Source organism: Archangium gephyra (assembly GCF_042230915.1).
GTDB lineage: Bacteria > Myxococcota > Myxococcia > Myxococcales > Myxococcaceae > Archangium > Archangium gephyra_B.
Genome location: NZ_CP102578.1, coordinates 2,074,651 through 2,097,452 on the forward strand (window position 1 = coordinate 2,074,651; position 22,802 = coordinate 2,097,452).

Annotated in this window: 15 protein-coding genes; 8 read left to right on the forward strand and 7 right to left on the reverse strand. The window is 71.9% G+C overall.

Annotated elements, in window-relative coordinates; all coding sequences use genetic code 11:
* Nucleotides 1–24 precede the first annotated feature (24 nt).
* The 3 genes from NR798_RS08275 to NR798_RS08285 are packed head-to-tail and all read left to right on the forward strand — an operon-like array spanning nucleotide 25 to nucleotide 4,000.
* The gene (locus tag NR798_RS08275) at nucleotides 25–804 is read left to right on the forward strand and encodes a hypothetical protein (RefSeq protein WP_375770888.1); all 780 of its coding nucleotides are present in this window, start codon (nucleotides 25–27) and stop codon (nucleotides 802–804) included.
* A gap of 6 nt (nucleotides 805–810) precedes the next feature.
* The gene (locus tag NR798_RS08280) at nucleotides 811–2,208 is read left to right on the forward strand and encodes a wax ester/triacylglycerol synthase family O-acyltransferase (protein ID WP_375770889.1); all 1,398 of its coding nucleotides are present in this window, start codon (nucleotides 811–813) and stop codon (nucleotides 2,206–2,208) included.
* 46 nt (nucleotides 2,209–2,254) lie between these two features.
* Nucleotides 2,255–4,000 carry a glycosyltransferase family 39 protein gene (locus NR798_RS08285; protein ID WP_375770890.1) on the forward strand — a complete coding sequence of 582 codons (1,746 nt, stop codon included), beginning with the start codon at nucleotides 2,255–2,257 and terminating at the stop codon, nucleotides 3,998–4,000.
* A 10-nt stretch (nucleotides 4,001–4,010) separates the two neighbouring features.
* Here NR798_RS08285 and rsgA read toward each other — a convergent pair whose 3' ends face one another.
* Nucleotides 4,011–5,045: a ribosome small subunit-dependent GTPase A gene (gene rsgA, locus NR798_RS08290; RefSeq protein WP_375770891.1), complete on the reverse strand. Its 1,035-nt coding sequence runs from the start codon at nucleotides 5,043–5,045 to the stop codon at nucleotides 4,011–4,013.
* A gap of 88 nt (nucleotides 5,046–5,133) precedes the next feature.
* Here rsgA and NR798_RS08295 point away from each other — a divergent pair, with 88 nt between their 5' ends.
* Nucleotides 5,134–6,261, forward strand: a complete 1,128-nt coding sequence (locus NR798_RS08295) for an AbrB family transcriptional regulator (protein WP_375770892.1) — start codon at nucleotides 5,134–5,136, stop codon at nucleotides 6,259–6,261.
* A gap of 4 nt (nucleotides 6,262–6,265) precedes the next feature.
* Here NR798_RS08295 and NR798_RS08300 read toward each other — a convergent pair whose 3' ends face one another.
* Entirely contained in the window at nucleotides 6,266–7,687 is a 1,422-nt protein-coding gene (locus NR798_RS08300) for a sigma-54-dependent transcriptional regulator (RefSeq protein ID WP_375770893.1), read from the reverse strand.
* A 223-nt stretch (nucleotides 7,688–7,910) separates the two neighbouring features.
* Here NR798_RS08300 and msrA point away from each other — a divergent pair, with 223 nt between their 5' ends.
* The gene (gene msrA, locus NR798_RS08305; protein WP_375770894.1) at nucleotides 7,911–8,519 is read left to right on the forward strand and encodes a peptide-methionine (S)-S-oxide reductase MsrA; all 609 of its coding nucleotides are present in this window, start codon (nucleotides 7,911–7,913) and stop codon (nucleotides 8,517–8,519) included.
* Nucleotides 8,520–8,574: 55 nt separating this feature from the next.
* On the opposite strand, the gene NR798_RS08310 is transcribed toward msrA, so the two are convergent.
* Entirely contained in the window at nucleotides 8,575–9,213 is a 639-nt protein-coding gene (locus NR798_RS08310) for a glutathione S-transferase family protein (RefSeq protein ID WP_375770895.1), read from the reverse strand.
* 22 nt (nucleotides 9,214–9,235) lie between these two features.
* Nucleotides 9,236–10,633, reverse strand: coding sequence for a sigma 54-interacting transcriptional regulator (locus NR798_RS08315; protein WP_375770896.1), 1,398 nt, complete (start codon nucleotides 10,631–10,633; stop codon nucleotides 9,236–9,238).
* A 157-nt stretch (nucleotides 10,634–10,790) separates the two neighbouring features.
* Between NR798_RS08315 and NR798_RS08320 the strand changes: the two genes are divergently transcribed.
* Entirely contained in the window at nucleotides 10,791–12,101 is a 1,311-nt protein-coding gene (locus tag NR798_RS08320) for an ADYC domain-containing protein (protein ID WP_375770897.1), read from the forward strand.
* Here NR798_RS08320 and NR798_RS08325 read toward each other — a convergent pair.
* The 3 genes from NR798_RS08325 to NR798_RS08335 form a co-directional block, all read right to left on the reverse strand.
* Nucleotides 12,087–15,347, reverse strand: coding sequence for a protein kinase (locus tag NR798_RS08325; protein ID WP_375770898.1), 3,261 nt, complete (start codon nucleotides 15,345–15,347; stop codon nucleotides 12,087–12,089). The genes NR798_RS08320 and NR798_RS08325 overlap by 15 nt on opposite strands.
* Nucleotides 15,348–15,415: 68 nt before the next feature.
* Complete coding sequence (locus NR798_RS08330; protein ID WP_375770899.1) at nucleotides 15,416–16,954, reverse strand: nitrogen regulation protein NR(II); 1,539 nt, start codon at nucleotides 16,952–16,954, stop codon at nucleotides 15,416–15,418.
* A 22-nt stretch (nucleotides 16,955–16,976) separates the two neighbouring features.
* Nucleotides 16,977–19,703, reverse strand: coding sequence for a FrgA protein (locus NR798_RS08335; protein ID WP_375770900.1), 2,727 nt, complete (start codon nucleotides 19,701–19,703; stop codon nucleotides 16,977–16,979).
* Between the two features lie 375 nt (nucleotides 19,704–20,078).
* On the opposite strand from NR798_RS08335, the gene NR798_RS08340 reads away from it, so the two are divergent.
* Both NR798_RS08340 and NR798_RS08345 read left to right on the forward strand, forming a co-directional pair.
* Nucleotides 20,079–21,632, forward strand: a complete 1,554-nt coding sequence (locus NR798_RS08340; protein WP_375770901.1) for a Tox-REase-5 domain-containing protein — start codon at nucleotides 20,079–20,081, stop codon at nucleotides 21,630–21,632.
* 12 nt (nucleotides 21,633–21,644) lie between these two features.
* Nucleotides 21,645–22,388 carry an Imm52 family immunity protein gene (locus NR798_RS08345; protein WP_375770902.1) on the forward strand — a complete coding sequence of 248 codons (744 nt, stop codon included), beginning with the start codon at nucleotides 21,645–21,647 and terminating at the stop codon, nucleotides 22,386–22,388.
* Nucleotides 22,389–22,802 lie beyond the last annotated feature (414 nt).

Consider the following 22,802-nt stretch of genomic DNA (forward strand, 5'->3'; position numbering starts at 1 on the left):
AGTCCCGTCCTGCTCGTCCTGCTGTTGACCACGTCCGCTGGAGCACAGAGCTCCGGGGGCCCGCGGGCCGGGGGCAAGGCGCGCACCCTGGCCGGCCGGTGCGGCTCGGCCAACTGGGTGTGCGTGGCCCAGTGCATCGATGTGTCGTGTGTGGACCGGTGCCTGGCCGAGGGCTGCGAGAAGGCCCTGGGCGCGCTCGCGCAGTGCGCCGCCAGGTCCGGCTGTGGCCCGGATGACTCGGACTGCGTGGCGCGCGTGTGTGGCAAGCAGTGCGGACGCACCTTCGAGCCCGCGCCGCCCAGCCCCGAGAAGGAGAGCCCGGACCCGTGCGCGGACGCCTCACTGGGCTCGGGGGCGGTGCCCAAGGAGGTGGTGGGCCGCTGGTCGCTGGAGGCGGCGAGCATCCGCCCGGAGGAGAAGGCGAAGATCGTCGGACAGGAGAACACGGACGCCAAGCCGCGCCCGGACTACGCGCGCTCGCTGGTGGTGACGCCTGGCGGGTGCTTCCTGCTGCGCACGAAGCTGGAGGACGCCACGCTGGGCCGGGGCAACGCGCTGGAGGTCCGCTCCTGGGGCGCCTTCCAGGTGAACGAGAAGGACGACTCGGTGGAGCTGCGGACGAAGTCCGGACAGGCGGTGGGGCCGGTGTGCGGCAAGCCGCGCGTCATCGGCCTGTCCAAGGGGAAGTTCCAGCCGACCACCTTCACGTACGACGTGGAGGGGGACACGCTCACCCTCACCGCGAAGACGCCCTCGCTGCAGACGTTTCAGTTCCGCCGTCAGACGGCGGAGCAGGCAGAGTAGGCGTCTATGTCCGAGCGGATGCACCCTTCCGACGCGTCGTGGCTCCAGATGGAGGAGCCCACCAGCCTCATGGTCATCACGGCGGTGCTCTGGTTCGACGAGCCCCTGGACTGGGAGCGGCTGAAGGACGTGGTGCGCGAGCGGTTGGTGGAGCGCTACCCGCGCTTCCGGCAGCGGGTGGTGACGGGAGGGCTGCTGGGGACGGCGCGCTGGGAGGACGACCCGGGCTTCCACTTGGAGAAGCACCTGCGGCGCACGCGGCTGCGGCCCCCCGGAGACCGGGCCGAGCTGGAGCGGATGGTGGGCGAGTCCATGAGCACGCCCCTGGACTTCTCCCGCCCGCTCTGGGAGATGCACGTCATCCAGGGGTACGAGGAGGGGTGCGCGCTGCTGATGCGGGTGCACCACTGCATCGCGGATGGCATCTCGCTGGCGCGGGTGCTGCTGTCGCTGACGGACGAGCGCGCGGACGGCGGCGGGAGGGCCGACTACTTCGAGGAAGCGGAGGAGACTCCGGGGACGTTGACGCGGCTGCTGCGGGGCGCTCAGACGGTGGTGGGCTCGACGCGGGCGGCGTGGAAGCGGGGCGCGGAGCTGCTGGCCGAGCCCATCCAGCTCATGGACCTGGCGGTGGAGGGCGCGCGCGGGGCCTCGGCGCTGAGCCGGCTGCTGACGTTGATGCATGACCCGCCGTCCCCCTTCACGGGCGAGCTGGGACGGGTGAAGCAGGTGGCCTGGTCGCGGCCGGTGCCGGTGGGGAAGGTGAGGGAGATCGGCCACGGCACGGGCAGCACGGTGAACGACGTGGTGATGGCGGTGGTGGCGGGGATGCTGCGCCGCTACATGGCGGCTCGGGGACAGCCGCCCGAGGACGTGCGCGCGGTGGTGCCGGTGAACCTGCGTTCGCCGAGGGAGCCCATTCCGAGAGAGCTGGGCAACCGCTTCGGGGTGGTGTTCCTCCCGCTGCCGCTGGGGCTGGAGGACCCGGTGGACCGGCTGTGGGAGCTGAAGCGGCGGATGGACAAGCTGAAGCGCTCGCCGGAGGCGACGGTGGTGTTCGGCATGCTGTCCGCGGCGGGGCTGGCGCCGGCCCCGGTGGAGCGGATGGCGGTGGATGTGATGCGGAAGAAGGCCTCGGTGGTGCTGACGAACGTGCCGGGGCCGAAGCGGCCGGTGTTCCTGGCGGGGGCGAGGCTGGCCGGAGTGATGTTCTGGGTGCCGATGGCGGCGCGGCTGGGCGTGGGCCTGAGCATCTTCAGCTACGCGGGCCACGTGACGCTGGGCGTCGCAGCGGATGAGGGCCTGGTGCCGGAGCCGCGCGAGCTCATCGCGGACTTCGAGGCGGAGCTCGAGTCCCTGGCCGCGGCGGTGCGGGACTCCGGCCACTCCCGGCCGTTGCACTGACCCCACCCCACTCGGGTAGCGTTCCCTCTCCAGGGGGGCGTTACCCGTGTCCGACGACAGCAACCGTTTCCTGCGCTGGGGCCGATCCTCCCATGCGCTGTCCCTGCTGGTCCCGGTGGGGATCTGCCTGGTGCTCGGGCTGGCCGGTGGGCCGCCCTTCCACCACCCGGACTCCATTTCGACGCAGGCGCTGGCGACGGTGCTGAACCAGGGCAACCCCCGGTTCTTCAACTACCCGGGCCTCGTCATCTATGTGAACGCGGCCGCCTACGGCCTCGTCTTCCTCCTGCTGCGGATGTTCGGGGGCCCGGCCACCTTCCAGGCCTTCGCCGAGCACTCCCGGAGCGGCTTCCTGCCTCCGCCGGCCGCCGGGATTCCGTTCACCCTTCCCGGGCATGCCGTGGCGCTCGTGTTCTCGGCCATCGGCCTCACGGCCACCTGGTTCGTGGCGTACCGGCTCACCCGCAACAGGTTGACCTCGGCCCTGGCGGTGCTCGTGACGGGCACCTCGCTCCTCTGGGTCCAGCAGTCGCACATGGACACGGTCGACCTGCCCCTGGCCGCCCTGTGCATGCTCACCCTCTGGCTCGTCCTGGTGTGGAGCGACAGGGAGCACCGCTCGCGTCCGCTGTCCCTGGCCCTGGGCGCCGCGGTGGGGCTGGCCGCCAGCGCCAAGTACAACGGCGCGGTGGTGGGAATCGCCATCCTGGTGGCCGCCCTGGCGGAGTATCGCCTCCAACCGCGGCGCCTCGTTCCGCACCTGCTCTTCGTGGGCCTGGGCGCGGCGGCGGCGTTCCTCGCCTGCAATCCCTACATCTTCGTGGAGCGGGGCACGTTCATCGGCGCCTTCCTCTACGAGTCCCGCCATGCGTTCGAGCTGGGGCACTTCGGCTACGACACCCGCACCCCCTGGCTCGAGCACTCCAGCGCGCTGCTCAACGGCGCCGGGCCCGTGCCTGTCGCGCTCGCGCTCGTGGGGTTGCTCTTCCTCCTGCGCGAGCCGTCCGTGGCCCTCGCGAAGAAGCTGGCGCCGCTGGCCTTCGGGCTCGCCTTCACGCTCGTCGTCTTCCGCTCGATCCTGGCCTTCGACCGGTACGTGATGCCCTTGCTTCCCCTGGTAGGCGTGCTGGCCGCCATCGGCATGGTGGGCCTCGGGGAGCGGGTGGCCCGCGCGCCCGCCGTCCGAGGCTTCGGGCTCGCCGTGCTGGTGGCCGCCGCTTTCGTGCCGAACGGCTACCGCTTCGTGCGCCACGACTGGTTGCTGACCCGCCCCGACACCCGGCAACTGCTGCTCAGCCTCCTGTCCTCCGAGGACCCCCCGGTCCGCCAGCTCCTGGGCTCCGACTACCTGCTGCAGTGGCTCGAGCCCCTGCGGTTTCCCACCGGCAACCTCCAGGGCTTCGCGGCCCGGGAGGCGCTGGCCGCGGCCGACCTGGTGGTGCTCGACAGCTTCAGCGTCGATCGCTACGTCTTCGATACCTTCCGGCCCGAGCGGCGCCAGCCCTACGCCGCCAACATGAACGCGCTGAGCGGCTACTACGCCCTCAGCCTCTCTCCGTATGACCGGCCCAAGGACGAGGTGCCTTTCGCCAACCACTCCGTCTATTCACCGGCGCTGCCGGACCTGGACTTCCGGACGCTGCCGGGGCCCTACATCGAGCTCTACGCCCGCGATGTCTCCGTCCTCACCCGCCTGTACGAGAGCTGCCAGCGGCTGGGCCATGCGTGCAGGCTCATGGAGCCCGGACAGGGTTACTACCTGCGCATGAGCGTCGCGGACGCACGGCCCTGAGACGAGGCGCTCACCGGCCGCGCTTCTTCGGGGAGTCACTGAAGGCGCGCGATGTCTTCTTCGTGGCCACTTCCTGGACGAGCTTGCGGAAGTTCTCCAGGCGCTCCGGGGCGAGCTGCCCGCTGCGGAGCGCCTCCTGGACGGCGCAGCCCGGCTCCTTCTCGTGGCGGCAGTCGTTGAAGCGGCACCCGGCCGCCAGCTCCTCGATGTCCGTGAAGGCGGTGCGCAGGCCCTCCTCGTTCTCCATCAACCCGAGCTCGCGCATGCCCGGCGTGTCGATGACGAGGCCCCCCTGCGGCAGCACGAACAGCTCGCGGTGGGTGGTGGTGTGCCGGCCCTTGTCGTCCTCGCGCGTGGTGCCCACCTCCATGCGCGCGGCGCCCACCAGGCGGTTGATGAGGGTGGACTTGCCCACGCCGGACGAGCCGATGAGCGCCACCGTCCGGTTGCCGCCGATGTACTGCCAGAGCACGTCGAGCCCCTCACCGGTGTAGCTGCTGACGGTGTGCAGGGGGACGTCCGGGGCCAGGGTGGCGATGCGCTCGCGGGCCGCCCCCACGTCCTCGCAGAGGTCCGCCTTGGTGAGCACCACCACGGGCTGGGCCCCGCTGTCCCAGGCGACCGTCAGGTAGCGCTCGAGCCGCCGCGGATTGAGGTCCCTCGTCAGCGCGGAGACGAGGAAGACCACGTCCAGGTTGGCGGCCACCACCTGCTCCTCGTCGGCCCGGCCGGCGGCCTTGCGAGCGAGCTGGGTTCGCCGGGGCAGCACCGCCTGGATGACGGTGGTGCCCTCCTGGCTGCGAGGCTCGAAGGAGACCCAGTCGCCAACGACCGGGCGCAGGGACTTTCCCTTGCGGATTTCCATGCGCAGCCGTCCCGGGATGGTGGCCCTCAGGTCGCCCCGCGCCGAATAGAGCATGTACTCCACGCCATAGTCGGCGGCGATGCGCGCCGGCTCCTCACCCTCGCTCGCGCGGGAGCGCCAGGCCTCCTGGAAGGGGGGCCCCCAACCGAGCTTCTCCAAGACGTGCTCATCCATGCTCATGCGGCGCTCACACTATGCCCATCAGGGTGGGGATGGGAGAGCGAGAGCGACAGGCCCTTCCACCTCATCGGGGGTGGAAGGGCGGGGAATGGGCAGCGCCTCCTCCGCGCTCCGGGGGCGCCGATTGCGCGCTACCGTGCGGCGCCTGATGGCGACGGACTCCAGGCCCGAGGGACGGCGGCGCTCCCGCGAGTGGGCGGTGACGGTGGCGACGCTGCTGGGCGCCGCGCTGGGCGAGTGGATCCATGTGCCCGCTGGAGCGCTCCTCGGCGGCATGCTGGTGTCACTGGTGGCTGCCCTCTCGCTGTCGGTCCACGTCCCCGTGCCCCGTCTGCTGCTGCTGGCCGCGCAGGCCGTGCTGGGCGCCGCCCTCTGCTCCTCCTTCAAGCCCTCCGCGTGGAGCGCGCTCGCGGAGAACTGGCCCGTCGCGCTCGTCAACGTGGTGGGCGTGGTGGCCATCGGCCAGGGTGTGGCGCTCGGCTTCGCCCGGCTGGGCGGCGTGGATGTCCGCACCGCCACCCTCGGGCTGATGCCAGGAGGCGCCTCGGCCATGGTGGCCCTGAGCGAGGAGCTCGGCGCCGACGCGCGGCTGGTGACGCTCTTCCAGTATCTGCGCCTGGGCGTGGTCATCCTCGTGGCGGCGGTGGTGGGCCGGTGGTCGGGCAGTGTGCCGGACACGCAGGTGGCCACCGTCGCGGCGCTGCCCGGCACTCCGTCTCCCCTGGTGGCCTGGGGCACGACGGCCCTCGTCGCCGTCATCGGTGGCGCGGCGGGGACGTGGCTGAAGCTGCCCGCGGGGGGCTTCCTCGGGCCGCTGCTGCTGGGCATTCCCCTCACGGCCCTGGGGCTTCCGGTGGGCGCGTGGCCTCCGGGTGTGCTGCCCGTCGCGCTCTGGGCGCTCGGGGCGCGCGTGGGCAGCCACTTCGACGAGGCGGCCGTGCACGAGCTCAAGCGCGTGGCGCTTGGGGCCCTCGGGGCCGCGCTGGCCATGGTGGGCGGGTGCCTGCTGCTCGCCTGGCTCTGGTCCACCGTGGCCGGGGTGGATCTGCTCACCACCTACTTCGCCACCTCGCCCGGTGGGGCCGACTCGGTGCTCGCCATCGCCCTGGAGACCCGCGCCAGCCTCTCCCTGGTGCTCGCCGTACAGGTGGGGCGGCTCCTGCTCGTCTTCCTCGTCGCCCCCATGTTCATGCGCCGGCTGGCCGCGCGGCGGTAGCTTCCTACAGCAGCCCGTGCTCCTCGAGCTTGTTGTAGAGGGTGCGCCGGCTGATGCCGAGCAGGCGCGCGGCGAGCGTGCGGTTGTCCCCGGCGCGCTTGAGGGCGTCCACCAGCGCCTGCCGCTCCATCTCCTTGCGCTGCGACTCCAGGGTGCGTCCCTCGTTGCCGTTGCCGCCGCCGGGCGCGGGCGTCATCGCCGGGGCGTTCGGGAAGGGGCTCACGGGCGCGGGCGCCGGAGCCGCGGGGACGATGCCGGGCTGCCGCGTCACCTCGCGCCGCACCTCGTCCCCGGTGAGGATGGGGCCGTCGGAGAGCACCACCAGACGCTCGATGAAGTTCTGCAGCTGGCGCACGTTGCCGGGCCACGGCTGGGTCCGCAGGGCCTCGAGCCCGTCCGGCGTCAGGGTGAAGGGCGGCCGGCCGTTGGCCTTCGCGTGCACGTCGAGGAAGTGGCGCACGAGCGGCTCGATGTCCTCGGGCCGGGCGCGCAGCGGGGGCAGCCACACCGGCACCACGTTGAGCCGGTAGAAGAGGTCCTCGCGGAACTCGCCCTTGCGCACCATCTCCTCGAGGTTGCGGTGCGTGGCCGCCACGAAGCGCACGTCCACCTTCAGCGTCTGCGTGCCGCCGAGCCGCTCGAACTCGCGCTCCTGCAGCAGCCGCAGCAGCTTCACCTGCACCTGCGGGGTGATGTCGCCAATCTCGTCGAGGAAGAGGGTACCGCCGCTGGCCAGCTCCACGCGGCCGGGCTTGCGGGTGGCCGCGCCGGTGAAGGCGCCCTTCTCGTAGCCGAACAGCTCGCTCTCCAGCAGCGTGTCCGGCAGGGCCGCGCAGTGCAGCTTCACGAAGGGCCCGCCGCGCCGGGGGCTGGCGTCGTGCACCGCCTTGGCCGCCAGCTCCTTGCCCGTGCCGGACTCGCCGCGCAGCAGCACCGTGGCCGTGCCCGAGGCGGCCCGCGTCAGCATCGCCTGCACCTCGGCCATGGCGGTGCTGCCGCCCACGAAGGAACTGGCCTCCTTCACCAGCGGGCGCGCGCCCTCCTGCTGCTGCGCGCGCAGGAGCGCCTTGCGGATGCTGAAGAGGATCTCCTCCCGGTCGAAGGGCTTGAGGGCGAAGTCCGCCGCGCCGGCCTTCATGGCCTCCACCGCCAGCGGCACGGTGCCGTGCGCGGTGAGGAGGATGACGGGGACGTCCGGCCAGGAGCGGCCCACCTCGGCCAGCAGTTCCATGCCTCCCATGCCGGGCATGCGCACGTCGCTCACCACCACGTCGATGGGCTTGCGGCCCAGCTGGACGAGCGCCTCCTGGCCATTGGACGCCGTGTGCACGGTCAGCCCCGCCTGGCCCAGCAGCGCACCGAGCACCTTGGCCACGGCGGGGTCGTCATCCACCAGCAACACGTTTCCCTTCAGCGGCTCGGCCACGGTGCTTCGTCTCCTGGTACGGGGGGGAGCGTACCGGGCCGATGCTACCGCGCCCTTCCTGGCGCGTCAGCGCCGCTGAGCCGGGACACACCGCGCGTGAGGGTCCGCTTCTTCCCGGCCTCCGGAGTCCTGCTCGGACGGCGGGCCGGTGGGGGAGCGCGAGCGGGAGAGGGGCGGGCCCGTGGATTGTCCCTTATGGATTCTCCCAGGAGGCGCATTCCCCATGACAAGGCTCTACCGGATTCTCGCGGTGCTCGTGGTGCTGGTGGCGGGCGGGGTGCTCGGAGAGGAGGGGCATCCGCTCGCTCGGGCGACGTTCGCGGGCGGCTGCTTCTGGTGCATGGAGCCTGCCTTCGACAAGGTGGAGGGCGTGGTGTCCACCACGTCGGGCTACACGGGCGGCCAGAAGGAGAACCCCACCTACGCGGAGGTCTCCTCCGGCGGCACGGGCCACGTCGAGGCCGTCGAGGTGGTGTACGACCCGGCGAAGGTCAGCTACGAGCGGTTGCTGGACGTCTTCTGGCACAACGTGGACCCGCTCACCGCGGACGGCCAGTTCTGCGACAAGGGCAGCCAGTACCGCTCGGCCATCTTCGTGCACGACGAGGCGCAGCGGCGGCTCGCCGAGGCGTCCAAGCGGGCGCTGGAGGCCTCGGGGCGCTTCACCCAACCGCTCGTCACGGAGATCCTCCCCGCCCAGGCGTTCTACCCGGCCGAGGCGTACCACCAGGACTACTACCGCGAGCACCCGCTCAAGTACCGCTTCTACCGCTCCTCCTGCGGCCGGGATGCGCGCCTGCGCGAGGTCTGGGGCGAGGCGGCGGGGAAGTAGCGGCTGTTGCCGATGGGTTGGCGTCTCGAGCCCCTCGGCGGGGGCGCGTGCGTCGTCAGCGCTTGGCCTGGCCGCCCAGGTTGAGGGGACCGCCACACTGGATGGCGCGTTGATAGGCGGGGCGGGCGTGCAACCGCTCGAGATAGGCGCCGAGATTGGGAAAGGCCTCCAGGGCGCCCGAGGGCCGCGCCGCTTCCAGCACGAAGCTCATCTGGATGTCGGCGGCGCTGAAGCTGTTGCCCACCAGGTAGTCCCGCTCCCCGAGCGCTCCCGAGATGTAGCCGAGGTGGTTCTTCACCTCGCCGGAGATGCGCGGCTCGAGCGGCGCGGCGGCCTCGCCCAGACGTCTCATGTACACGCTGAGCACCAGGGGCAGCATGGCCGAGCCCTCGGCGTAGTGCAGCCAATGCACGTAGGTGTCGTACTCGGCCGAGTCCGGCGCGGGCGCGAGCCGGCCCTTGCCATGGCGGCGCACCACGGAGTCGATGATGGCACCGGACTCGGCGAGCACCCGTCCGTCGTCCTCGAGCAGCGGGGACTTGCCGAGCGGATGGATGGCCTTGAGCTCGGGAGGCGCGAACCCCGTTTTCGGGTCGCGCGGGTAGATGACGAGCTCGTAGTCGAGCCCCAACTCCTCCAGGAGCCAGAGGATGCGCTGCGAACGGGAGCTCACGAGGTGGTGCAGCTTGAGCACGGGACTCCTCCTTGGGTTCGTCCTACTCCTGCTCGCTGTCGGCGGGAGCGGAGAGGGCGTGGCGCTCGAGCAACCGCCGCAGCTGCGTGCGGTGCATGCCGAGCGCCCGGGCCGTGGCGGCCACGTTGCCTCCGTTCTGCCGCAGCGCCTCCTCGATGCGTGTCCGCTCGTCGCTCTCGAGGGGCTTGGCCCGCGACGGCGCCTCGCGTGGAGGCTCCCGGTGCTCCGGCGGAGGAGAAAGAGGAGTAGGCGGAGGCGCAGACGCCGCGGCGCCGAACGCGGTGCCGGCACTCGGGCTCAGGTGGCGGGCCTCCACACGCGGGGCCTCCTGGAGGAGCGCTGCCTGGATGGCGCTGCGGGCCTCGACGAGCAGCTCGCGGACGTTGCCCGGCCAGGGCCGCAGCAGACACGCCTCCACGAAGGAGAGGTGCAGCGCCAGCTGGGGAGCCACCTGTTGCACCTCGCGGTGGAGCAGCAGGGCGATCTCCTCGGGGCGCTGGCGCAGGGGCGGCAGCGTCACCTCGGGCCGGCCGATGCGGAAATACAGGTCCTCCCGCAGCTTCCCCGCCGCCACCAGCGCGCGCAGGTCCCGGTTGCTCGCGGAGCAGATGTGGATGTCCACCGTCTTCGGCTTCGCCGCGCCCAGGGAGAGCACCTCCTTGGTCTCCAGCGCGCGCAGCAGCTTGGCCTGCACTCCCAGGTCCAGCTCCACCACCTCGTCGAGGAAGAGCGTTCCGCCATCCGCCGTCTGGAGGTAGCCCGGGGCATCCGCGTCGGCCCCCGAGTAGGCACCGCGCTTGGCGCCGAAGAGCAGCCGCTCGGCGATGCTCTGGGGAATGGCGGCGCAGTTGACCGCCACGAAGGGCCCCGTGCCGCGCGGCCCGTTCTCGTGGAAGGCGCGCGCCACGCCCTCCTTGCCCGTGCCGCTCTCCCCGTGGATGTGCAGCGGGAAGCCGAGCCGGGCCGCGCGTGCGACCTCGTCCAGCAGCGCCTGGAGGGCCGGGCCTCGCACGAAGTTCCCCCGCGTCACGACGCCGCGGTGCTCCAGGGGATGCACATCCGCGCTGGGCACGAAGAGCGAGTCCCCCATGCGGATGACCCGCTGGACCTCGCGAGGCGTGTTGGCGGGCACGGGCTCCCCATCCACGAAGGTGCCGTTCTGGCTGCCCAGGTCTGTGACGAGGAATCGCCTCCCATCGAATTGGATGCGCGCATGGCGGCGGGACATCCGTGGGTCCTGCGCCTCGCCCAACGCGGGCGAGCCCCGCCCCAGCTCCAGCTCCCCACCCTTCAGCGGGAGGGCCACCGCCATCGCCGTTCCCGCGGCGAACAGCCGCATCAGCCCGGGGACGCGCTCCACGGAGGCGCTCTTGTCACCCAGGATTCCGCTCGGCTTGAGGGTCGACCCGTTCTGTTCCATGCGCGGGCATTATAGGCGGGTGTGTCTGGCACGGCTCGCGCTGTGCCATCACGTGTGCCACTCGCCCGGGGCCGCGCGGTATGTGCCCGTGATTCCTCGGTGCTCCCACGACTCCTGGGGCGTGCTCCCCGTGTCCTCCGTGCTTTGACGTGCTGGCATGGCTTTGGCTAAGCCGACGGGCATGGAGACGACGAAGACACATCGAGTGGAGACGGGCGAGGCTCGCGGGCGCGGGGCCGCATGGTTCATCTGCCTGGCCCTGGTGACGGTGGCCAGCGGTTGCGGCGGGTGCCTGAAGCAGGTTCCGGACCTTCCGGACCCGGGCCCCGACCTGGGCTCGGGCTGCCCCGGCGGTCCCAACTGCGGCATCGTCCAGTCCCTGCTGGAGGAGGAGATCGACGATCCCAAGTGCCCCCCGGGCGGCTGTGATCCAGGGGGATCGGGCAACGCCAAGGGCATCTACACCGCCGAGGGCGGCAACTACTGCTTCATCGCCGTGGGGGACAAGTTCTTCTGCCCGGAGACCTTCACCAACACGCCCACGGGTGTCGTGCTCGCCATGCGGCATCTGGACTCGCCCCTCACCGTCCTCCAGACGGCGGTCACCGGCAAGCTCGAGGCCAACCCCAACCAGCTCGTGGATGTGCTGGCCATCACCAGTGACCGGACCGAGCTGTCCATCAGGTACCGGCTCAAGCCAGTGCTGGGAAAGCCGCTGCCGGCGGAGCAGGTCGCGAAGGGCGAGGACCTGACGAAGCTGATCCTCCATCTGGGGACCATGGCGAAGGGGAGTGGAGATGCGAGCCCGCTCGTTGGCTACGATCTGAAGTTCGTGAAGGAGGAGGGGGTGAAGAATGGCGTGCACCGCTACAAGCTCACCTACCAGGAGCACAGCAACATCGCGGGGGATTCCCTGGTGTGGATCCCGCACTGCAAGGAGGATGGGGCCAACACCATCTCCTTCCTCCAGGGGCGGCGGGTCAATGGCTTGACCGCCAGCGTCAAGCGGGACGACAACGCGACCTCCATGGGCTGCGAGAAGGGCTCCATCGTCACGTGTCTGGACTGGGGCTATACGCCCTGGAATGACTCGGGCGGGTGGGACGACCAGCGCGAGTTCGTCTTCCGCTCCTGCCTGCAGGCCAAGCGCGCCGCCTATTTCGTCGGCAAGGGGAACTACCAGAGCTACACGAAGCCGGGCACGAAGATCATCAAGTGGGACCAGTACGCTTCCGGCGGAGACAAGCTGACGAAGGAAGAGCAGGCGAAGCTGGCCCCGCACATCGAGGCCCTCTGGGGCCCGCACGGCGCGGTGTGCTTCAACCCGCAGAACCGGCGCCGCGAGGATCCGGACCTCTGGCCGGGGCAGGACCCGAAGAAGCTGGACACCTACGGCGTGGGTCCGTGCACCTCCGCGGATTTCACCCCGGAGGGGAAGATCTTCACCGTGCCGTCATCGAAGCTGTGACTCGGCCTCGCGCAGCGGCGCCTCGTACTCGTGCCGCAGCAGCGGGTTGAGTTCCAGGGCCCGCGCGAGCGAGGTCCGGGCCTGGCGGACGGTGTCGAGGCGCTCCGCCGCTTCGCGCACCGTCCGCGCCCGGCTTAGCAGCAGGGCCCCGCGCAGGGCATGCGCATTCGCCGAGTCCGGTTCGCGCTGGAGGGCCAGGTCCACCTGCGTCAGGCCCTCGGTGATGGAGGGGAGCGCCTTGTCCGGAGGCTGCGCCTCCGCCATCCGCCAGAGGGCCCACGCCAGTTGCTGGTGGGTATCGCTATAGGCATGCATCGCCAGGGCGCGCCGGGCCTCCGCGAGCGCCTGCTGGAGGAACGGCAGCTCCGGGCGTCCCCGCCGCTTCGCCCACGCCGCCTCCGCCAGCGCCAGCCGCGCGCTCAGGAGCGGGCACCCGACCCAGCCGGGGTCGAGGCGCTTCGCCTCCGCCAGGGCCCGCCGCCCCGCCTCGAGCGCGGCCGTGGGATCCAGTCCCTCGCGCATCGCGTGGTCCACCTCCAGCAGGTGTGCCAGGACTTGGTGGAGCAACGTCCGGCCGAAGGTGGCGTTGATGGCCGCGGAGCGCTGGAGATACTGGAGAGCCCGCTCCAACCGCGGGCGCGGGTCCCCCCCACTGTTGACGAGGTAGCGCGCGAGCTTCAGCTCCGCGACGGCCACGTTGTTGAGCGTCAGGTAGTGGTTGCCATCGATGGCGAGGGCCCGCTCGCCGGCCTGGAGCGCCTTGTCCACGTCCTCCTGGGGATTGCGCCCGCGCGACAGCTCGTACGCGGCCCGCGTGCTGTACAGGTCCACCAGGTTCGTGTGCGGGAAGAGGTAGTCCGGGTCGCTGCGCGCCGCCTGGAGGAGGTGGTGCTCGGCGCGCGCATACGCCTCGCGTGGATCCTCCGCGTGCTCCTGCTGATGGTTGCCCCTCCAGAGGAAGACCTGGCCGAGGTCGTTGTGTCCCCACGGGTATTCGGGCTGGAGCTCCAGCGCCCGCGTCAACCAGGAGATGGCCTCGTCCCAGGAGATGCCGGCGGACGTGCCTTCCCGCTCATGCCGGAGCGCGCGCATGAAGTGGCTGTAGCCCAGCGTGTCGTAGGCGAACACGTCACGGGGATCCAACTTCACGGCGCGCGCGGCGGTGGCGGTCCACTCCTCGAGGATCGGCTTCGGGTCCAGGCCGCCGTTGCCGAAGTTCATCAGCCGGTACCACGGCATGAGGATCTGGGCCTTCTTGGTGTACCCCGAGGCACGCTGTGGGGCCGCGAGGAGGCCCTTGTCTCCCGCCGCCAGCGCCCGCTCCAGCGAGGCCTTGGGGGATCTCCCCTGCCGCGAGTCGATCTCCGACTGCTGCAACCACGTCTCCGCGAGCGCCTCGTAGTTGCGCGCATCGCTGCGCCCGGACTCGATGGCCTGGGCGTACTGCCGATCCGCCTCCTCCAGCCCCGCGCGTGCCGGGCCGTAGTCACCCCGCTCCAGGTGCTCCATGGCGCGGCTGTAGGCCACGTGTCCGGCGAGCGTCTGGGCCTCGTACACCCAGGGCGTCTCCGCCGCCGCCTGGGCCGCGAGCCGCGCCGCCGCGTCGTAGTCCCGCCGGTAGAAGGCGATGAGCCCCTCGAGGTAGCGGGGTGACTCCAGGTCCAGGCCCCTGCTGCGCTCGAGCGACTGGAGCGCCGGCTCCAGGTACTGCTTCTCCAGGACTCGCTGGCGCCGGGCCACCCACTCCTTGCCGCCGCTGCGCCGCGCGTCCTCCAGTGCCTGGTGGTACAGCTCGCCGAGCACGCGGCCGCGTGCGTAGTGCAGCTCGGGCGTGTCGACGCCCTTCTCCTGGGCGCGCGTCAGCTCCTCGTGGGCCCGCTCCAGCTCGTGCATCGCCAGGTAGCCGCGCCCCAGCGCGTAGTGCACGAGCCCCTCGCCAGGGCCGCCCAGCTCATGCGGCTGCGTGGCGATCCGCGCCATGCGCTCGCGGACGAGCTGCTGCTCGAGGCTGGTGTCGTGCAGGGGCAGCGTGTGGGCCGCGCGCAGGAACCATTCGATCTCCTTCACCTGCTGCCCGAGCTGCCCGGCCAGCCGCGCGCGCTCCTCGGAGCGTTGCCGGGTGCTGCGCGCCTCCAGCCACGAAGCCGTCCCGAAGGCGGCGAGCACGAGGATGCTCGCCAGGGACACCGCCGACACGGCCACAAGGGTCCGGTGCTTCCGCGCACGCCGCCGCAGCCGGTAGAGCAGGCTCGGAGGCTGCGCGAGGATGGGCTCGCCATCGATGTAGCGCCCGAGGTCCTCGGCCAGCGCCCGGGCGGACGGGTAGCGCTGCTCCGGCTCCTTGCTCAGACACTTGAGGGCGATGACCTCCAGGTCCCCCGGCAGGTGGGGCACGTGCTTGCGAGGGGAGGGTGGCTCTTCGTGGAGCACCTTCTGCAGCGTGCCCATGAGGGAGTCGCCGGTGAACGGCACCACGCCGGCGAGCAGCTCGTAGAGCGTCGCGCCCAGGCTGTAGACATCCGAGCGGCGGTCGATGCTGCGCACCTCCCCGCGGGCCTGCTCGGGCGCCATGTACGAGGGCGTGCCCATCAGCGCGCCCGTCTGGGTGAGGCCGTGCCCCTGGCCGATGTCGTACGCGAGGCCGAAGTCCATCACGACCGGGAAGCAGCGCCCGTCCTCGCCGCGCTCGACCATGATGTTGGAGGGCTTGAGGTCCCGGTGGATGACGCCGAGCCGGTGCGCCTCGTGGATGGCCTCGGCGACCTCCTTGAGCACCTGCACCTTCTCGGGCAGGGACATGCCCTGGGCCGCCTTGTCGAGCCGCTCCCCGCCGATGAGCTGCATGGCGATATAGGCCTTCCCGGCCACGTCGCCGACCTCGTACACCTTGCACACGTGGGGATGGTCGATGCGCGCCTGCGCGCGGGCTTCCTGGAGGAAGCGCATCACCTTGTCGGGATCCGCCCCACGGATGAACTTGAGCGCGACGACCCGGCCCAGACGCCGGTCCCGGGCCTTGAAGACCTCGCCCATGCCTCCGCTGCCCAGCGGCGCGAGGAACTCGTAGCGGTCCCAGTGGGGGACCGGGAACTCGTCACCGGGCCGCGTGGCGGCGAGGGGCTCCGGGAGGCCCTCGGCCCGTGCGGCTCCCTCCCCCGGGTACGTGGGCTCCAGGGGAGGCGTGGAGGCGGGCTCTGGCGGGAGCGTCGGGTCGAGCGTCCGCTCTTCCTTACCGGGGGTCGACATGGGTAGGTACGGGGCGGGAACCTCTCCCGGCACAGTGGCACGTGCCCCTCCCGTGTCTCAAGTACCCCTCAGCCCGGCCAGGGTTCCGCTTCTCCCGGCACGGGCGTCCCAGCGGGTTCATCGGAGATGGGCAGGCGCAGCGTCACGGTGGTGCCTCGGCCCTCGTGGCTCGCCAACACCACCTCCCCGCCGTGGGCCTCCACCACCCGCCGCACGAAGGCCAGCCCCAGCCCGCTCCCCGTCGCCTTGGTGGTGTAGAAGTCGTCGAAGGCCCGCTCGCGCGTGCGTGCGTTCATGCCCTCGCCGGTGTCCTCCACGCTGAGCGCCACGCCCGTTCCGTCCAGCCTCGTCCGCAGCGTCAGCGTGCCCCCGCGCTGCATCGCCTCGAAGGCGTTGCGCACCAGGTTCTCCACCGCGTTGGCCAGCAGGTCCCAGTCCCCCGTGCAGCGCGGCAGGTCCGACGCCAGCTCGCGCTTGATCTCCACCTCGGGGCGCCCGGTGAAGGCCTGCAGCGACAGCACGCTCGCCGCCAGCTGGTTCAGGTCCAACGGCTGCCGCAGCGGCTCCACCCGGCCCAGGCGCTGGTAGGTGCTCACCACCCGGTCCAGCCGCTCCACCTGCTCCAGCAGCAGGTCCAGGAAGTCGCCCTTGTCGTCCCAGGCCTGGCCCCGCGAGTGCTCCTCCTTGAGGTACTGCGCGGCCCCCTTGAGCGCGGCGATGGGGTTCTTCAGGTCATGCGCCATCTGCGCGGAGAAGCGGCCCAGGGTCGCCATCTGCTCCAGCCGCTCGCGCTGCGCCACGAAGGCGATGACGCCCCGGCGCATGATGGCCAGCAAGGCCAGGGTGATGGCCACCGTGCCCACCACCAGCGCGCCGTACTGCGCGGCGAAGATCTGGAAGACGGTGAGGTAGGCGAGCACGCCCATCAGCGCCAGCAGCAGCGCGTACACCGCGTGGACGTTGGACAGCTCCTGCCCGAAGAGGCGCAGGCGCAGCGCCACCACCGCGATGGCCGGCAGGCCCAGCAGCGTGCCCAGGTTGCCCAGGCGCGGCACCTCCTGGCCCAGCACCGCCACCAGGTCCGTGGCCAGCATCGTCACCAGCAGCGCCAGCCCCGTGAGCATCAGGCTCGCCCGCGTGCGCTCGGTGGTGCGCACCTCGCGGCGCAGGTGCTGGGTGAGCAGGCCGAAGCCCCCGAGCAGCAGCGGCGCGGTGAAGGCCAGCACCATCAGCACGAAGCCCCGCGAGCCCACCACCCCGGCCACGCGCGCCGAGCCCAGGCCCGCCACCGATGTGACAGCCAGCACGCCGAAGACGCCGTACGCGGAGAACATCACCGCCGCCAGCCGGCGCCGCTCGCCCACGAACGAGAGGATGAAGTGCAGCGCGGACGGAGCGCTCATCAGCGCCGCCGTCGTGGCGATGAGGCGCCAGCCCGGCCCGCCCGAGTGCGCCAGGGCGAAGTCGGCGAAGTTCCACGTGGACAGCGCGATGCACAGCACGGAGAGCGGCAGCGCCAGCACGCTGCGCCCCACGCGCACCAGGGCGAGTCCCGCCACGGCCAGCAGCCCCGCGCAGGCCCCGAGGCTGATCCACGCCTGGGTCATCTCAGCTCCTCCCCGTCACGCGTTACAGCAGGGCCAGCCGGCGCGCCCGGGAGGGGTCCGCCATCGCGGCCTCCCACCGGCGCACGGCCGCTTCGCGCTCCGCCTCGGGCGCATCGGCGTAGTAGCCCAGCGTGTCGTTGAGGCCGCGGCTGAGCTCCTCGATGGCGGCCAGGCGCACGTCCAGCTCCGGGTGGCGCAGCGAGGACACGAGCCAGTCGGCACGGCGGCGGCCCCGGTTCTCCGCCCACCACGCCGTCCACGCGCGCTTGTCCAGGCCGAGCGTGGCGCGCGTCACCTCGCGCAGCGCCTCGGCGGCGGCCTGGGCGCACATCTCGTCGTCGCTGCCGGTGAGGTTGATGAGGCCTTCAATCGACTCGCGGTCGTGCAGCGTGCCCAGGGCGCGCGCCGCCAGCGAGCGCCGCAGCGCGTCCCGGCTGGTGAGCTCCTGGCGCAGCTCCTTGCGGGCGGCGTCCAGGCGCGGCAGGTGCTTGAGGGCGGCGGCGGCCACGCGCGCGGCGCTGGAGATGTCCGGCTCGTAGTCGAAGAGGCCGCGCAGCACGCCGTCCACCAGCTCCACGTACGGGAGGCTGCCCGCAGTGAGCAGGGCGAAGTAGCGCGTGTCCGCGTCGCTCGAGTCCAGCAGCGGCGCCAGGGCCTGGGCCGCGGGCCGGCCGAGCCGCGAGAGCGCGCCGGGGATGGGGCCCAGCTCGTCGGCCTCGGGCAGCTCCACCACCGGCAGGCGGCTCCACGCGGTGGGGCCGGGGAAGTGCGTGGCGAGCACCTTGGCGCTGGCCTCGGGCGAGCGCGCCAGCTCGGCCATGGCGCTCGCGCGCTGGTTGGCGTCCGGGCCGGTGAGGCGCTTGAGCAGCGGGCCGAAGTCCGGAGGCGGGCGCTCCTCCTGGGACATGACGAGCGGGGCCATGGAGGCGGCGCGGCCCAGCGCGTTGGCGGTGCGGTTGACGAAGGGGCTCCACCCCAGGCCCGCGGCCATGGCGGGCGCCGGAGCGCTCGGGGCCGTGGGAGTGCTGGTGTGGGTGGAGGCCTGCTCGTCCACGTCCACGTCGAATTCCAAGGCGCGCAGCTCGCCCAGGCGCTGCTTGCGGAAGAGGATGAGCTCCTGGAAGGCGGCGGGCAGGTCCTGGCAGAAGAGGATGAAGTCGGACAGGCGGCGCTGGCTGATGGGCTTCTGGCCGCAGTCCCCGTAGAGGACGGCCACGAGCCGGCCGCGCACTTCCACCGGGTAGAGGAAGAGGGTGCGGGGCGGCTGACGGCCGAACAGCTCCAGGTAGTGCTTCGTCAGGCTGTCCGGCGGCATGGGGCCCGCGTAGCTGCCGCGGGTGATGGCCACGGTGCGGAAGACGCTGGAGGCGTCGAGCGGGATGGACACCAGGGAGAGCTGCTCGCTGGCCAGACCGTCACCGCGCGCGTCCCAGCCGGCGGCCGCACCGCGCAGCACGGCGAAGGCGGCCACGTAGTCGAAGGTGCGGCGGCCGAAGCGCAGGGCGGTGTCGATGAGGCGGTCGCGATCGCGCGTGGACTCCTTGAGGGCGGCGCGGGCCTGGGCGAGCGTCCACTCGGGCACGTCGTCGCGGGCGGACTGCGGCGCGGCGGGCGCGGGAGCGCGGGGCTCGAGCTGCGGGCGCGGCGCGGGAGCCGGAGCGGCGGGCTGCGCCTGGGGCGGAGGCTGCACCGGAGGACGCGCGGCGGCCGGAGCGGCGGGCTGGGCCTGCGGAGGCGGCGCCACGGGACGCGCGGCGGGCGCGGGCTGGGCCTGGGCCTGCGGAGGCGCGGCGGCGGGACGCGCGGCGGGCGCGGGCTGGGCCTGTGGAGGCGGCGCCGCGGGACGCCCGGGCTCGGGCATGTTCAGCCGCAGCGGCTCACGGATGGCGGCCGGGGGCGCGGTGGGAGCGGCGGCGGCCGGAGGTGCGGCGGGGGCCGCCGGGCGCGGAGGCTGGGTGGGGGCAGGGCCCGCGGCCGGAGCCGGAGGCGCGCCGGTGGCACGTGGGGGCTGTTGCGGCGGAGGCGGCGCCGCGGGCTTCGGCGCGGGCTGCGGTTGCGGCTCGGGCTGGGCGACCGGGAAGGGCTCGGCGGCCACGGAGCGCGCCAGACGCTCCACCATCTCCAGCGTGAGGGCCGCATCGTCCGGGGGCTTCGGAGGCGGAGCGGGAGCGGGCGCGGGCTTCGCAACCGGAGCCGGTGCGGCCTGCATGGGAGCCACAGCCGGAGTCGGCGCGGGCTGAACGGGCTGGGGCGCCGCGGGAGCCGCCGCGCCCATGCGCTCGGGGTCGAGCGCGGCGAGCAGGGCGCCGTAGCGCTGCGGGAGGGGCTGCCGGTAGATGACGGAGATCCACTCGCGGACGCGGACCTCGGTGGCCACCCACAGCTCGAGCGGCTTGCCGAGGAGGAAGCCCACCTCTTCCAGTTCCTTCTTGGGCACCGGGTAGCCGCAGGCCACGTGCAGGGTGCTGCCATCGAGCGACAGCGGCACCACGCACAGGCGGTCGGCGATCTTCGGAGGGATGAAGGAGGCGACGTCCGCGTTGGGCTCGAAGTCGGCGAGGTTGACGGGACGCAGCCCGGAGGCCTCGCCGAGCGCGTGCAGCACCTGGGGCTCGGGGAGGAGCCGGCGCTCCATCAGGGCGGTATCGATGGAGCCACCCTGCGCCGTCTGATGACGCAAGGCTTCCTCGGCCTTGTCCTGGGGAAGGAGGCCTTGCGCGATCAGGGTGTGGGCAAGATGGGAAGGCATGGAGACGCGGGCATCTTAAAGCCACGGCGGGCAGGCACAACGAATCCTTCAAAAACCTGCCTGCCCTCCTGCTGGGAGCTTTGACTCCCGCGGGAGGGGTCTCGCACGCCTGGTGGGCGGGCCAACGGCCTTCTCGTGACAGCCTCGCCACCCCGAGGAGCGGGGAGCCCGTGGCCTCAGCGACAGCTCAATGCTCCGTACGGTGCACGCCACAGCCGTTCGTTGCACACCCATGTTCCGTGCCCCTCTCCTTTACATCGCCATACCTGATGAGGCGGGAAGTTCTTTTCCTACCTGATGGCTTGACCGCCGAAGCTCTGCCGCCCTGGACTCCAGGCTGTCACATGTCAGCTCATGCGGCTGGGGGAGTGGGGCATGTTCTCGCGTTGTGTGGGGGCGGTGGCTTCGGGTGCGCGGTGGCTTCGGGTGCTGGCCCTGGCGGTGCTCCTCGGCGGGTGCGCCACGGGCCCTCCGCGCGCGAGCCTGACGAGCGGCTTCGGGTTGCATTCACGGTCTACTTCGCGCCGTGACGCTTCCACTGGGCCGCGCGAGGCCACTGCACCTCTGGGGGAGACGGAGGGCGCCGCAGGGGGCTTTCCCGAGCAGGCGCGGGACTTCTTCCAGGGGGTGCAGGAGGCCAGCGGCCTCGGGGAGGAGGCCCGGCACCCGGCGGGCGCGGCGCTCTACCTGGAGCAGGCGCGTGAGCTTCTGAGACAGCTGGCGAAGACGCGCGTGACACAGCGCAGCTTCGCCCCGCGCCAGGCGCTGTGCTGGCTGCTGCGCGAGGTGCTCGAGGGCGGCGAGCGCGTGGACTACGACGACTTGCAGTGGCGCGCCGAGCGCTTCGGGTCCGTGGTGCTGGTGCGCCCGGATGGCTACCTGGTGACGGCGCTCGACGGGACGCCCCTTCAGCGCCTGGGCTCCCTGGAGCTGGTGGAGGGCGAGTGGCGCGTGGGGCGCCTCGTGGTGGGCGGCATCTACGTCTCACACGGGGGCGTCTTCTACCCGGCCACCGAGGCCCTGCGGCGCGCGGACGGCCCGCCCCTGGCGGAGCTAGGCCTGGGGCGGGACGCGCTCAACGCCGCGCTCGACGGAGGCCAGCAGGCCCTGGCGGAGATGGCGCTGGCGCTGGCGCACACCGTGCTCCACCCCATCCGCACGCTGGAGGACCTGGGGCAGCTGCCCACCACGCTGGCGCTCCTCATCGCCTCCTCGCCCGAGTACTTCGCGCGCTACGGCGCCATGTCGCGCGAGGATCAGATGCGCGAGGCGGCGCGCCTGTCCACGCACCTCCTCCTGCTGCTCGGAGGAGCGAAAGCCACGGTGGGGCGCCTGGGTGGACTGGGGGCGGAGCTGCCGGTGCTGTCCGTCACGGCCGAGGGCGAGCTGGTGCTTGGCGGAGCCGTGGTGGCGGTGGGCACGACGATGGACCTGGGCGCTCTCGCCATCCTCCACATGGCGGGCAAGGGCGGGGGAAGAAGCGGCGGCGCGAGCGGCAAGGCAGGGAAGGCCGCCCAGACGGCTCCGGCGAAGAATCCCGGAAGGTGGACGTACAAGAAGCCCACCACCGGGTCCAAGCGCTCCCTGGACTACCAGGAGCAGGTGACGGGTCGGCCCGCCTGGTGGGTGTACATGATTGGGAAGCTGGAGTTCGACGGCATCAAGCTGGGGGAACTGCTGGAGGCCAAGGGCCCCGGCTACTGCTCGTTCTTCGAGGCGGATGGCTCGCCCAAGTACTGGTTCGAGGTATCTGGCGGGTTCAAGCAACTGATGGAGCAGGCCGAGCGACAGTCGAAGGCAGCCCAACGGTTGGGACTGCCGGTGAGCTGGCATGTCGCCGATGCCAACGTGGCGAAGTTCCTTCGTAAAATCTTCGAGACTGAAGGCTGGGACAACATCACGGTCCACTACACGCCGCCCGCGCAGTAGAAAGGAGCACGCATGGAAGAGGACTACTACCTGGGGGCGTACTGGGGCCCACGCAATGAGACGGCGTTGGAGTGTGCACGGCGCGCGGAGCTCTTCTTCCACATGCTGGCGCGGTGCGACCCGACATTCACCCAGTGGTACCGGGCGGGCCGTGGAGCACCCCGCGACCTGCCGGGCTGGCCCCTCCGCCCGGAGCTGAAGGAGTTGGAGTCCCTCTTCCTCAAGGGCAGGAACCGCACAGACGTCGGCAGGGAAGTCATCGAGGATCTGGGCTTCCGCCTGATGGTGTGGAACGCCAAGAAGGAGGCCACGAAACTCCACCTCTCCTGTGGCAAATACTCGCCGTGGGGAGGGCCCAATTCGTGCCTGCTCTACCCCCCCAGGCAGGGCGCGGTGCGGGAGCGGCTGCTGCGCTTGCCCGTGCTGACCGAGGTGCTCACGTGCATGGCCACGGCGTGGGACCCCGACTACGCCATCGTCAACTCGACTGAAATGGTGGACCTCATCAAGAAACGGAAGTGGGAGCGACGGGTGGGGTGGCTGACGTACCTGTCGCGCCGTCTGGGCCGGCTGCCGCCGCTGCCCGCGCCCGTGCGCATCGAGCCGGTGGGGGCGCTGGGCTGGCTCCTCGTGCTCTCCCCCGAGCCCATGACGGCGGCCAACCCCGAGCACGTGGCCCTCACCGCCCGCGTGCGCGAGCTGCTCGATCGGGCCGGCTTCATCGAAAGTCCGGAACCCGCGCCCGCCAGCGAGTGACACGCGCCGGTGCTCGGACAGGACCTCCACGGCGGCTCGTGACCGCGAACCACCTCCGGGAACGAGGCGCTCGTGCGAGTCGCGGTCCACCAGCTGGCCGGGGATCTCCTCGGTGGTGCGCACCTGCGGGGCGTAGGGGTCCATCCGCGGCACGTCCCAGTCCTCCCTCGCCCCGGCCAGCACCGCCTGCAGCGCCGCGGCCACCGCCTTCATGTCGGCGAGCCTCTCCCCGGGCTGCTTCTCCAGCATGTGCAGGCACCCCCGGCCGGTAGCGCGCGTGGCGCTCCGTGTGCTCCTCGGAAGCCACCTGCGGCACGTTGGCGGCCAGCACGGTGCCCGGAACGCGTGGCGCGCTCCGGCTCAATAACGGGAGGCCCCCGCGCCCAGGTGTAGACGTCTACACTTGTTGTGGGT